This is a genomic window from Escherichia sp. KTE96 (assembly GCF_000408525.1).
GTDB lineage: Bacteria > Pseudomonadota > Gammaproteobacteria > Enterobacterales > Enterobacteriaceae > Escherichia > Escherichia marmotae.
Genome location: NZ_KE137146.1, coordinates 270,543 through 283,022, shown reverse-complemented (window position 1 = coordinate 283,022; position 12,480 = coordinate 270,543). Strand labels below are relative to the sequence as shown.

Annotated in this window: 10 protein-coding genes; all 10 read right to left on the bottom strand. The window is 49.4% G+C overall.

Annotated elements, in window-relative coordinates:
* Nucleotide 1: 1 nt before the first annotated feature.
* Nucleotides 2-1,591, bottom strand: a complete 1,590-nt coding sequence (gene yejF / locus A1WG_RS19910; RefSeq protein WP_001516727.1) for a microcin C ABC transporter ATP-binding protein YejF — start codon at nucleotides 1,589-1,591, stop codon at nucleotides 2-4.
* A gap of 1 nt (nucleotide 1,592) precedes the next feature.
* Entirely contained in the window at nucleotides 1,593-2,618 is a 1,026-nt protein-coding gene (locus tag A1WG_RS19915) for an ABC transporter permease (protein WP_001516726.1), read from the bottom strand.
* Nucleotides 2,618-3,712: a microcin C ABC transporter permease YejB gene (locus A1WG_RS19920; RefSeq protein WP_000501591.1), complete on the bottom strand. Its 1,095-nt coding sequence runs from the start codon at nucleotides 3,710-3,712 to the stop codon at nucleotides 2,618-2,620. Before A1WG_RS19920 ends, A1WG_RS19915 begins: the two co-directional genes overlap by 1 nt.
* Nucleotides 3,713-5,527 (bottom strand): extracellular solute-binding protein, encoded by a 1,815-nt coding sequence (locus tag A1WG_RS19925; protein WP_001516725.1) that lies wholly within the window; start codon nucleotides 5,525-5,527, stop codon nucleotides 3,713-3,715.
* An 81-nt stretch (nucleotides 5,528-5,608) separates the two neighbouring features.
* Nucleotides 5,609-7,165 (bottom strand): cyclic di-GMP phosphodiesterase, encoded by a 1,557-nt coding sequence (locus A1WG_RS19930; RefSeq protein ID WP_000470617.1) that lies wholly within the window; start codon nucleotides 7,163-7,165, stop codon nucleotides 5,609-5,611.
* A 182-nt stretch (nucleotides 7,166-7,347) separates the two neighbouring features.
* Nucleotides 7,348-7,914: a bifunctional murein DD-endopeptidase/murein LD-carboxypeptidase gene (mepS, locus tag A1WG_RS19935; RefSeq protein WP_000241011.1), complete on the bottom strand. Its 567-nt coding sequence runs from the start codon at nucleotides 7,912-7,914 to the stop codon at nucleotides 7,348-7,350.
* Between the two features lie 421 nt (nucleotides 7,915-8,335).
* Nucleotides 8,336-9,040 carry a Kdo(2)-lipid A phosphotransferase gene (gene lpxT / locus A1WG_RS19940; RefSeq protein ID WP_001516724.1) on the bottom strand — a complete coding sequence of 235 codons (705 nt, stop codon included), beginning with the start codon at nucleotides 9,038-9,040 and terminating at the stop codon, nucleotides 8,336-8,338.
* Nucleotides 9,041-9,078: 38 nt separating this feature from the next.
* Nucleotides 9,079-10,065 (bottom strand): zinc-binding GTPase YeiR, encoded by a 987-nt coding sequence (yeiR, locus tag A1WG_RS19945; protein ID WP_000198840.1) that lies wholly within the window; start codon nucleotides 10,063-10,065, stop codon nucleotides 9,079-9,081.
* Nucleotides 10,066-10,183: 118 nt separating this feature from the next.
* Nucleotides 10,184-11,650, bottom strand: coding sequence for a mannitol dehydrogenase family protein (locus A1WG_RS19950; RefSeq protein WP_001516723.1), 1,467 nt, complete (start codon nucleotides 11,648-11,650; stop codon nucleotides 10,184-10,186).
* A 221-nt stretch (nucleotides 11,651-11,871) separates the two neighbouring features.
* A complete protein-coding gene (gene yeiP / locus A1WG_RS19955; RefSeq protein WP_001136827.1) occupies nucleotides 11,872-12,444 on the bottom strand; it encodes an elongation factor P-like protein YeiP in 573 nt (190 codons plus the stop codon).
* Nucleotides 12,445-12,480 lie beyond the last annotated feature (36 nt).

Below are 12,480 nucleotides of genomic sequence, written 5' to 3'. Positions count from 1 at the left end.
ATCAGCTCAACGCCAGTAGCTGACGCGTATACTCCTGTTGTGGTGCGGCAAACACGCGCGCGCACGGTCCTTGTTCCACTACTTCTCCCTGTCGCAGCACGATAACCTGATGACATAATGCGCGAACAACATGCAAATCATGGCTGATAAACAAATAGGCTAGTTGGTGCTTTTGTTGCAATGATTTCAATAGCGCCAATATTTGCGCCTGTACCGTTTTGTCGAGCGATGATGTTGGTTCATCAAGAATGATCAGCGAAGGTTTCAGAATCAATGCTCGGGCAATCGCAATACGTTGTCGTTGACCTCCCGAGAACTCCGCCGGATAACGGTGGCGCGTTGCAGGATCTAACCCCACTTCCTGCATTACGGCTTTCACTTGCTCTTCGCGTTGCGTGGCTGAAAGGGTGGGTTGATGCACACGTAACCCCTCCTCAATAATCTGCAACACGTTGAGTCGTGGGTTGAGTGAGGAGTTTGGATCCTGAAATACCACCTGAATGCGATGGCGAATGGGCAATAGCTGGCGACGAGTTAGATTTTGCAATGGCTGACCGTCAAAAACGATGCTGCCCTGAGAGTCAATTAATCGTAGCAACGCCAGTCCTGTGGTGCTTTTGCCGGAGCCGGACTCGCCCACTAAACCCAGCGTTTCACCCGCCCGAAGCGTAAAACTGACGCTTTTCACCACCACGTTATGATCGACGACGCGTTTCAGGAGTCCCTTACGAATGGGGAAAGCGACCTGAAGCTGTTCAACATCAAGCAACGTTGAGGCTGGCTCTGGCAACGGCACTGGATCGCCTGACGGTTCGCTGTTGAGTAGTTTTTGCGTGTAAGGATGAACGGGGGAGGCAAAGAGCGCAGTGGCGCGATTTTCCTCCACACAGCGACCGTTTTGCATCACTGCCACGCGGTGGGCCAGTTTTCTGACAATGCTGAGGTTATGAGTAATAAATAACATGCCCATATTCAGTTCATGTTGCAGTTCGCGTAATAATTGCAAAATCTGCGCCTGGACAGAGACGTCCAGCGCGGTAGTCGGTTCATCAGCAATCAATAATTCCGGTCGAGTGAGTAGCGCCATTGCAATCATCACCCGCTGACGTTCGCCGCCGGAGAGCTGATGCGGGTAGTCTGTCAGCCGTTTTGCTGCCTGGCGGATACCGACGCGATCGAGGCAATTAAGGATTTCACCACGCGCCGCTTCCCGACGCATCCCGCGATGCAGTGAAAGCACTTCATAAAGCTGTTTTTCCAGAGTATGCAATGGGTTTAACGATACCATCGGCTCCTGGAAAATCATGGCAATCTTATTTCCCCGCACACCACGCAACGTTTGCTCGCTGGCATGAAGCAGCGATTCGCCATGAAAACGAATATCGCCAGAGAGATATTCAACAGGCGGGGAAGGGAGAAGACGTAAAATCGACAGCGCAGTAACGCTCTTGCCGGAGCCAGACTCACCCACCAGCGCCAGCGTTTCGCCAGCTTCAATGCGTAGCGAAACATCATTCACTACGGTGCGAACGGTTTGCTGATGGCGAAAAACCACCGACAAATTTTCAATCGCTAACAGAGTTTGCGTCATGCTACACCGCCTTATTAGGATCAAATGCGTCGCGGACTGCTTCACCAATAAAGATCAGCAATGACAATAATATCGCCACCGACAAGAAGGCGGTGATCCCAAGCCACGGTGCCTGAAGGTTATTTTTCCCTTGTAACAGCAGTTCTCCGAGCGATGGTGAACCGAGTGGCAAGCCGAAGCCGAGGAAATCGAGCGAGGTCAGGGTGGTGATCGAGCTACATAAAATAAACGGTAAAAAGGTGAGGGTAGCGACCATTGCATTTGGCAACATATGACGCAGGATAATACTGCGATCGCTGACGCCAAGCGCCTGCGCCGCGCGGATGTAGTCGAAATTACGGGTACGCAAAAATTCCGCACGCACTACGCCCACCAGACCCATCCAGCCAAACAAGACGGTAATCGCCAGCAGCCACCAGAAGTTAGGTTGAACGACACTGGAAAGCAGAATTATCAGAAACAGCGTCGGCATCCCCGACCACACTTCAATGAAGCGCTGCCCCCAGAGATCCACTTTTCCGCCGTAATAACCTTGCAGCGCCCCCGCCAGCACGCCCATCACACTGGAACAGAGTGTCAGCATCAGACCAAACAGAACCGAGATCCGTGTGCCATACAGAATACGCGCCAGCACATCGCCGCCGTTGGCATCCGTCCCCAGCCAGTTTTGTGGTGAGGGTGGGGAGGGGAAGGGCTTATCGGTCGCAAAATTGATACTGGTAGCACCAAAGCGAATCGGTGCCCACAGTACCCAGCCTTTATCCTCCAGTCGTTGTTTTAGCCACGGATCCTGATAATCCGCCTGGCTTGCCAGCGGGCCGCCAAAATCACTTTCACTGTAGTTTTTCAGCAACGGGAAATACCAGCTACCGTCATAACGTACCAGCAACGGTTTATCGTTGGCGATCAGTTCAGAACACAAACTCAAACTGAATAAGAAGAGGAAAATCCATAACGACCAGTAGCCGCGACGATTATGACGAAAACGCGCCCAACGGGCCTGATTGACGGGGCTGAGTTGCGGCATTAGCGTCCCTCAAAATCAATACGAGGATCGACCAGTGTATAGCTGATATCACTGACGATATTCAGGAGCAGGCCAATCAGGGTGAAAATATACAAGGTGCCAAACATCACCGGATAATCGCGCGAGACGGTCGCTTCATAGCCCAGCAAACCGAGGCCATTGAGTGAAAACATCACCTCAATCAACAGCGAACCGGTGAAAAACATGCTGATGAAAGTCGCTGGAAAACCGGCAATCACCAGCAGCATGGCGTTGCGGAACACATGTTTCCAGAGAATGTTTTTCTCACTCACTCCTTTCGCGCGCGCGGTAACCACATATTGCTTGCGCACTTCATCAAGAAAGGCGTTTTTTGTCAGCATGGTGAGCGCCGCAAAGCCGCCAATCACCGTCGCCAGCACGGGTAGCGTGATGTGCCACAGATAATCGGTGATTTTCTGATACCACGGTAGTGAATCAAAATTAGCGGAAACCAGGCCGCGCAGAGGGAACAGGTCGAAATAACTGCCGCCCGCGAAGAAGACAATCAGCAGGATTGCAAACAAAAAGGCCGGAATAGCGTAGCCGATGATAATAAATGCGCTACTCCAGACATCAAAGCGACTACCGTTATAAACGGCTTTGCGAATACCCAGCGGAATTGACACCAGATAGATAATCAGCGTGCTCCACAATCCGAGGGTGATGGAAACCGGCAGACTGTCTTTAATCAATGTCAGCACTGAGGCGCTACGAAACAGGCTGTCGCCAAAATCAAAACAAATGTAGTCCCGGAGCATTTTGAAGTAACGTTCGTGGATCGGTTTATCGAAACCGTAGCGATGGGTGATCTCTGCGATCACTTCTGGATCCAATCCGCGTCCACCGCGGTAGTTGCTGTCGCTGATGTTGCCGACGCCCGTTTGTGCATGGCTGGCACGCACGCCTTCGCCGCCTGCACCCGGTAATACTCCGGCATTACCAAACTCAATGGCGGCGATGGCCTGGTCGACCGGACCGCCAGGCGCAATTTGCACGATAAAAAAGTTGATGGTGATAATCGCCCATAACGTTGGGATCACCAGCAACAGACGGCGAATCAGGTAAGCGCCCATCTACTCTCCCTGTTGTCTGGCTGACGGCAGTTTGGCCGCTTTATTGACGTCATACCACCAGGTATCAATACCGAGACTATAAACGGGACGCACTGCCGGGCGGGAGAATTTATCCCACCAGGCGAGACGGTCTTCCGCCATGTACCACATCGGCAACATGTAATAATTCCACGTTAATACGCGATCCAGGGCGCGCCCCAACGGCAGTAATTTTTCTTTATTTCCCTGGGCGGCAATAATTTGGTTGATCAGCGAGTCGATGACCGGACTTTGTACGCCGGGAGCATTATAAGTAGAGTTGATATATTCCGATGACCAGGAAATCTGTAAATCGGAGCTGGGCCACGGCATCGCCCGCCACACGCGTGGCATCATGTCATAGTCGCGGCTGCGCATTCGGTTGGTGATTTGTGAGTTATCCACCTTGCGAATGTCCATGTTGATACCAAGCCGTTGCAGGCTGTGCTGGAACGGCAATACCCACTGGCTATTACTGCTGGCTGGAAGCAATAATTCAAAGCTGAGAAGCTGACCCGTCGTAGCGTTAACGCGTTGCTGACCCTTCAGTACCCAGCCTGCTTCGTTGAGAAGTTTGTCGGCTTTTAACAGATTATCACGGTCGTAGCCATCGCCTTTGGATTCTGGCGGCTGGTAGATTTGTGTGAACACCTCTGGCGGTAGATCTTTTTTCATTGGTGCCAACAGCACCAGTTCCGCAGCGTCGGGGTAATTTCTGGCAGCGTATTCGGTATTCTGAAAATAGCTGTTAGTGCGACTCCAGGCATTGTAAAACAAGGCCTTGTTCATCCATTCAAAGTCGAAGGCGAGGGTGATGGCTTCCCTAACCCGGCGATCGTTGAATACCGGGCGCTGAATATTAAACGCCAGCCAGCGTGTATCCTGGGCTGATTCGTTCTTTTGCTCATCTTTGATAATGTATTTTTTGTCGAAATTTTTACCGGTATAGCGCGTGGCCCAGTTTTTGGCGTCGTTTTCCATGCGCAAATCAAAGGCACCAGCTTTAAATGCTTCAAAAGCGACGTTATCGTCAAGGTAATAATCGTAGCGAATGGTGTCGAAATTCCAGCGTCCACGGTTTACCGGTAAGTTTGCCGCCCAGTAATCTTTCACGCGGGAATAGACAATATTTTGCCCCATTTTCCAGGCCGTAATGCGATACGGACCACTGGCAAGTGGAGGCGTAGCGAGCGGGTCGCTCAGTTTGTGACCCTCCCAGTATTTTTCTGGAAATACCGGCAGTGAAAACAGGCTAAGCATATCTTCTTTGCCGGGTTTAGCTAATTCGATGCGCACGGTTAACGGCGCAATGGCTTTAACTGTGGTGCCTTTGTATACCAGGCGAAATTGCGGCACGCCTTCAGTCATAAACTTTTGAAAAGTGAACTCAACATCGCGGGCAGTAATGGGCGAACCATCATGAAAACGGGCGCGTGGATTAATAGCAACTTCAACCCAGGAATAATCGTCGGCATAGCGCGCGCTTTCGGCAATTAGCGGGTAATAACTGCCCGGCTCGTCATCGGAGGTGGTAAATAGTGTGTCGTACAACTGCTCGGTACGTGCACCGGGGTTTCCGCGTAGTGCATAGCGGTTGAAATTATCGAAGGTGCCAATGGAGGATAACGTTATCTGCCCGCCTTTTGGCGCGGCAGGATTAACATAATCAAAATTGTTGAAATTAAAGGCATATCTGGGTTCTCCCAGTACTGCAAAGGCATAGCTTTCCTTAATAGCCTGCGCCTGCACACCGAAGGTGAACAGGGTGATAAACACCAGCAGTATGCGCACAATCATCTGCAATGGATTTCCTTTTACTCATCATTAGCCGCAATCCGGCATGCTTTCTCTATGAATAATAAGGGACACAAGCACTCCTTACCACTGCGGCGTATGCGGTTTCTCCAACCAGCGGATAAAATCATCCAACGGCAGAGGGCGACTAATCCAGTAACCTTGCAGGAAATTAACACCACGTTCGCGTAACCAGCGTGCCTGTTCCGGCGTTTCAACCCCTTCAGCAACTGTCAGCATATTGAGACGCTTCGCCAGCGTCAGCACCGCGTCAAGCACTGGTGAGGTGACCGTTTCCGTACCTATGGCATTGATGAAACCGCGGTCAATTTTCAGGTAATCGAGCGTGAAACGTTCCAAATAGATAAGCGCGCTGTGTCCGGTGCCGAAGTCATCAATGGCAATTTCCACGCCGACAGAATGCAGCCATGCGAAGAGTTGTGACGCTTCATGTTCTTTCAACATATCGCGCTCGGTAATTTCCAGCACAATCTGGAAATGGTGAGCGGGCAGGGAGGCAAGCAGTCGATGTATATCGGCTTTAAAGCTCTCGTTGTGCAAATGGTCCGGCGCAATGTTAATACCAAACTTTACGCCCACCGGCAGTACGTTGTGTAATTCTGCCGCGTCACGAGCAATCAGCTCAAACAGGTGCTGGGTCAGTGGCACAATCATCTTTTGCGATTCGGCATAATGAATGAAGGCATCCGGGGGGATTTCACCCACTACCGGATGACGCCAGCGCAGTAACACTTCCAGACCCGTTACCCGCAGCGTTTGTGTATCAACCACCGGTTGATACACCACGTAAAACTGCTCACGCTTGATGGCCATCATAATCTCTCTGCCAGGGCGCATACGCACGCTCATCAGGTAATAGCAGAGCAGGCCAACGACAGTTCCACTCATTCCACCCAGTAAAAACGCGTACCACACATCACTCCATGTCCAGTCGTTAGCATAAAGTCGAACAGTCAGCGGAATGCCTGCGATTTTGGTTTCACGTACCGGCGTGCCGGTTAACTCGCGGACGTTCATCAAATGCGGCGTAAAGGTCGATATCGCAGTATTACCAATAATGAGTGCTATACCATCGAAATCTTGCTGGTGAGAGCTATAGAGAAGATACGGCGTCAGGTTCAGGTTCAATGCTGCAAAAACGCCGCTATTTTTTAATAAAGGATTGCGATACCAGATGACGATCGTGGGTTTGTTGGGCACCATCGGTGTGCCAGGCAACATTGCCATATCAATATTTTTACTAATGTCGAGCGCCGGAATCAGTTCATTGAGCGGAATGTCCATCTCACCAGTCGCAGAAGAACAGAAACTCTTTTTATCCTTTACCAGCACAAACGTTCGTACATTCATACTGAATGCCGCACGTGCAGTCAGTTCAGGGTTGGCTTGCTGACAGGTATCTAAGGTGAGTGGCTGGAGGTGATCAGTAGTGGACTTCAGCTCGGTGAAATAGGTGTCGAGATATTTTTGTACGTCGGTAATCAAGGTGTCGTATTTGACTTCATGTTTATGCCAGGCCACTAAAAACTGAAGGCAACTGACAAGTATCGCGATCATCACGCCCGCAATAATGCAGGTAAGCAGGATCTTACGTCCGGAAGAGGGAGCGCGTATGAACATAGTTCCGTTAATATTCCTGAGATTACGATAACGCTGAAGTAGAAGAGAATGACGGGACTATAGCCTGGATCAAGGCATGGAAACATCATTTTCTATAATGGATGAAAATAAAAAAGCACTGCTTAAGCAGTGCCTTCAGTTAACTCGTCAGGATAGCCAAGGGATTGCATCCAAACGGTTTATTAGCTGCGACTAAGAACCCGACGTGCTTCGTTGTAACGCTTTTTCCAGTACGGCTCATTCATGCTGGAAATAATAACACCACTGCTGGTGGAAGCATGAACGAACTGATTATTGCCGATATAAATACCGACATGGCGTCCCGTTGAACCGGCACGGAACAGAACTAAGTCACCTGTACGCAAATTACTGCGGGAAACTGACTTGCCCATTTCCTGTTGTTCATAAGTTGAACGAGGGAGTTCTAAGCCAAATTGTTCGCGGAATGTACGCTGTACGAAACCAGAACAATCGATACCTTTTTTGGTGCTGCCGCCCAGACGATAACGCACGCCTTTCCAGTCAGCATACTGATCCATAATTCGCGATTTTACGTCGACATTACGAACCAGGTTTTCAAATTCATCCTGAGAAGCTTGCAGTGATGATGTTTCACTACCCACTGCACGTGTCTCAGGATGCATATTCTTTGCGGTGTTGTTTGCACTACATGCAGAAAGCAGAACCGCTACTGCAATCGCGGGAATGCCGCGCAAGATATATCTCAAAATCGGTTGAGATTTGACCATGTTGTTTGTTTTCCCTTGAAGTCCTTAACGACAAATATCGTTATAAAAAAATGCCAAGCGAGACGAGACTAATTACCTGGGCATGTTGAAACAATTCCCTAAGGCCAAATCTGTGGACTAACACACAAAATTATATGCTGTGAGGATAATTTACCGCCGAGGCAAAACGAGTTCGAGATTACCCGATTGGCGCGGTCTTGGCGAGGGGTTTTACATGATTTTTTATAAGAAAAAGTGATACAGAAAGTTAATAACCGGGATTGGTCAATTAAAGAACGATTGAGCAAAAAGCATGCAATCCATTCATTTCGTTAGAGAATGACTATTTTACTCGATGAACGAAAGCAACGCAGTGCATCATCAGGATTATCCGGTCTATGAAAATAAACCTGATGATGTTAATTACTGTGAGTTATTTGTTTTAGGAATGTTTTCTTTTTCCTGGCAATGATTTGTCAAAGAAGGTGATTAATCGATCACTTAATGGCGTCATCAACCACCAGGGCAAACCAATCAATATCACAGTCAGGGAACCGACAATGATATCGGTAAACCAGTGTGCGCCAATCATCACTCTGGGAAATGCAAATACCACAAAAATAATAAGGGCGATGACGCCTGCGACTTTTCCGAAATAACGCCACATGAATGCAGAAAAAATAAGCAACATCATGCCATGATCGCCAGGAAAACTATCTCGCGAGGCATCTTTTGTTGGCACAGATAACAGTTCGCTGACGCGGTTAATATTCGCAAATGTTAATGTCGGGCTGGCTCGCTTTACCGGAATTAATGCCTGGCCCAACTGGTTTAATACCACTGCGGTTAACAGCATGACGAGACCGATAATCATGATATGGCGTCTGCCGGAGGCGTTTTCTTTCAGCCAGAAACTCAGCATCAGCAGTCCCATTGCCAGCAGTGAACAGCCGTCAAAAGCGCGATTATTGGTCAATGCGACCAGCCATAAAAAAGCCTTGCTTTCGACCAGTTTCTGATTAAAAAAATAGAAAATATCCGCGTCAATCGGCAACCAGAATCCATGATTGACGGGAATGTACCAGGAAAGAAACAGCGCGAGGCCGACAACGTTTAACAACGCTATTTGCGGCAAATTTTTAATCATATTTTCTCTAATCATCTTACTGAAAAACGCAAGCAACCTTACGCGTTGGTCACTAAACGAAGCTTCAACAGCGCGCTCTGTAAGGCATTCCAGTCAGTTTCGCTGCTGGAAATCAGCTCAACGCGACTGTCCGGTGGTGCCACGTTTTGCGTTTCAATGTGCAAGTCATCGCCCTGACGGTTGATTCGCACCAGTCCTTCAGGAATACGCATCACGCCTTTCACGCGTTCCACTGGTGCAAGCCGCGCCCATTCCAGAATGCCAACGGTGTCGAACACCGTATCAGCATCGAATATCCAACCGCAGGCCTGATGCCCTTGTCCGCTGTTGAGACTGCGACGCCAGCGTTGATGCTCTGGCAGGCTTAACGCGGCTAACCCTTTTTTCACGGTATGCTGATGTGAATGGGCGGCGCTGGCGGGTAATTTGATTAAATTGCGACGGGGTAAATCCAGAAGATGACCATCAATTTGCCCATGTTCGCTGTGAATTAATTGCCGATCGCCACCATTTTGTTGCCACCAGCGTTGCAACGCTTGCTCGCTTTCGGACGTCGCTCGGTCGGATTTATTGGCGACAATAATGTCTGCGGCAGCCAACTGGTCACGGAAATTTTCATTATTGACGCTTTTTTCATCCAGCAGCAGGCGAGGATCGAGAATACATAACGTGGCGCGCAGATCGATCCACGGTTCATAAACCGGAGCGGTTAACAGATCGAGGATCTGTTTTGGATGGCCCAGCCCTGTAGGCTCTATCAGCAAGCGGTCTGGTTTTCCCTGGCGCAGTAAGGTATTCAGCCCCACCTGCATCGGTAAGCCATTAACGCAGCACATGCAGCCGCCGGGGATCTCTTTTAGTAATGCACCGCTGTCAGCGAGCAAAGCACCATCTATCCCGACTTCACCAAATTCATTAACCAGCACCGCCCATTTTTCTTGCGGATCTTTGTGGGCTAATAAATGAAGAATTGACGTCGTTTTCCCGCTGCCGAGAAAACCGGTGATGAGGTTGGTCCTGGTCACAACGGCTCCGCAATAATCAGATTAGTTAACTGTGCGTTAATCCTGGCTAAAAAAGCTGGAAAAGAGAAGAGAAGGAGCGGACGAAGCATGCCTCCGTCCACCTTAACCGCAGAAATCGTTAAATTTTGAGGGTATTTAACAGTGCCTGATGCGCTCCAAACTGCGCTATTTGTTGCCAGGCATTTTTGATTGTCTGCACAAAATGCGGGTTATTGGGCAGGTCATCACCGAAAACTTCACGCAGAGAAAGCAGGGCGCTAACGCGTTGTTCATTGCTACTTTCCGCAACCAGATCGCGAATTTTATCGCTGAGCGGATCGCGAACATCAATGGCATTTCCGGCATCATCAACGCCGCTCACATAGTGCATCCAGCCTGCGACTCCTAACGCCAGTAACGGCCAGTTTGTTTCGCGCGCCAGATGAATGCGAATGCTCGCCAGCATGCGTTGCGGTAATTTCTGACTGCCATCCATCGCGATTTGCCAGGTTTTATGTTTCAGTGCGGGATTGGCAAAACGTTCAATTAACTTATCCGCATATTGCGTCAAATCGACATTTTTAATCCGTAGCGTCGGCGCTTGCTCATCCAGCATTAACGTTCTGGCGGCATGGCGAAATGCGCGGTCATGCATGCAATCACTGATATGGGCAAACCCTGCGAGATAACCCAGATAAGCGAGAAAAGAGTGGCTGCCATTAAGCATGCGCAGTTTCATCTCCTCCCAGGGCAAAACATCATCCACCAGTTGTACACCTGCGACTTCCCAGGCTGGACGTCCTGCAACGAAGTGATCTTCCACTACCCACTGGATAAACGGTTCGCAGCTAATCGCACAGGGATCATTCACGGCCAGATGCTGGCTAATTTCCGCCAGCGATTCGTCGGTTGCTGCCGGAACAATGCGATCAACCATCGTTCCCGGAAAGCTGACGTGTTCTTTTATCCATTCGGTGAGTTCTGGTGAGCGTTTTTCTGCCATTCCCAACACCGCATTTTTCACCACATGGCCATTGTCGGGAATATTGTCGCAGGAGAGCACGGTAAATGGCGCAAGGCCGCATTCACGGCGGCGTTTCAGTGCTTCGACAAGAATGCCTGGTGCGGAATGAGGTTCTTCCGGCGTTTGTAGATCGTGAATAATGCGCGAATTGCTGGTGTCGAGCGTGCCGGTGGCCGGGTCGATGCAATACCCCTTTTCGGTAATCGTCAGGGAAACTATCGCCACCTGCGGTTCGCAAAATTTCTCAATAATCGCTGCTAATGAATCCAGTTTTGCATTCAGGCATTCGTGAACGGCACCGACAATAATCGCCTGATTGCCGTCTGCACCTTTCTCTAACACAGTGTATAAATGGTCTTGTGCGCGAAGCTGGCTCATCAATTGCTCACCGCTGAACAGGCTGATTTCACAAATTCCCCAGTCGCCACCCTGCGCATTCAGCACACGATCGGTTAATAATGCCTGATGTGCGCGGTGAAAGGCTCCAAAGCCAAAATGAACGATACGGGATTTCAATTGCTGGCGATCGTAGCATGGAGTGTGTACGTGATGGGGGAGCGTAACGGAGGCAATAGTATTCATAGAGGTCACGTCTCAGTAACGATTAATTAACAATGGCAGTGTAAAGTTATATGACAGCAATTGAAATTGGTCTGGATTGTTAATGCAATGAAGTGTGAGGGCGATCAATCAACGAGTAAATTTTACGGGCGGAAGGCGTTCAGTAAGCACAAAATAGCAGATTGGTATAATAAATTAAAAAAGGGACAGCCTGAGCAGTCCCTTTTTGAATGTGGCTGAAGTTAGTCAGCACGCCCCATGTAACGGCGTTCTTCGATATGGATACGGATTTTTTCGCCCGGGCTTAAGTATTCTGGCACCTGAATCACCAGACCGGTGCTTAATGTTGCCGGTTTGTTACGTGCGCTGGCAGAAGCACCTTTAATGCCTGGTGCGGTTTCAACGATTTCCAGATCAACGGTCTGCGGCAGTTCAAGTGCCAGCAGTTGGCCGTCCCAGGTCAAAACCTGCATGTCAGGCATACCGCCTTCCGGCATAAACAGCAGTTCTTCTTCAATCTGATCTTTCGTGAAGGTATACGGCGTATAGTCTTCTTTATCCATAAAGACATATTCGTTGCCATCAACGTAGGAGAAGTCAACATAGCGGCGGGTCAGCGTCACGGTGTCAACGATATCATCACCTTTGAAACGCTCTTCTACTTTCAGCCCAGTACGGACATCAGAAAAGCGCATTTTGTACAGCGTAGCGGCACCGCGGGCAGTGGGGGACTGAATATCAATATCCTTAACCAGCAGCAATTTGCCGTTGTAATTCAGAACCATACCTTTTTTAATTTCGTTCGCTCTTGGCATCGAAAAATTCCTGTAGTCGAAAATGTCAAAAATATC

Bases quoted from the DNA above. Each gene is read 5' to 3' on its own strand.
- yejF (WP_001516727.1), bottom strand. From the start codon at position 1,591: ATGACGCAAACTCTGTTAGCGATTGAAAATTTGTCGGTGGTTTTTCGC.
- A1WG_RS19915 (WP_001516726.1), bottom strand. From the start codon at position 2,618: ATGCCGCAACTCAGCCCCGTCAATCAGGCCCGTTGGGCGCGTTTTCGT.
- A1WG_RS19920 (WP_000501591.1), bottom strand. From the start codon at position 3,712: ATGGGCGCTTACCTGATTCGCCGTCTGTTGCTGGTGATCCCAACGTTA.
- A1WG_RS19925 (WP_001516725.1), bottom strand. From the start codon at position 5,527: ATGATTGTGCGCATACTGCTGGTGTTTATCACCCTGTTCACCTTCGGT.
- A1WG_RS19930 (WP_000470617.1), bottom strand. From the start codon at position 7,165: ATGTTCATACGCGCTCCCTCTTCCGGACGTAAGATCCTGCTTACCTGC.
- mepS (WP_000241011.1), bottom strand. From the start codon at position 7,914: ATGGTCAAATCTCAACCGATTTTGAGATATATCTTGCGCGGCATTCCC.
- lpxT (WP_001516724.1), bottom strand. From the start codon at position 9,040: ATGATTAAAAATTTGCCGCAAATAGCGTTGTTAAACGTTGTCGGCCTC.
- A1WG_RS19950 (WP_001516723.1), bottom strand. From the start codon at position 11,650: ATGAATACTATTGCCTCCGTTACGCTCCCCCATCACGTACACACTCCA.
- yeiP (WP_001136827.1), bottom strand. From the start codon at position 12,444: ATGCCAAGAGCGAACGAAATTAAAAAAGGTATGGTTCTGAATTACAAC.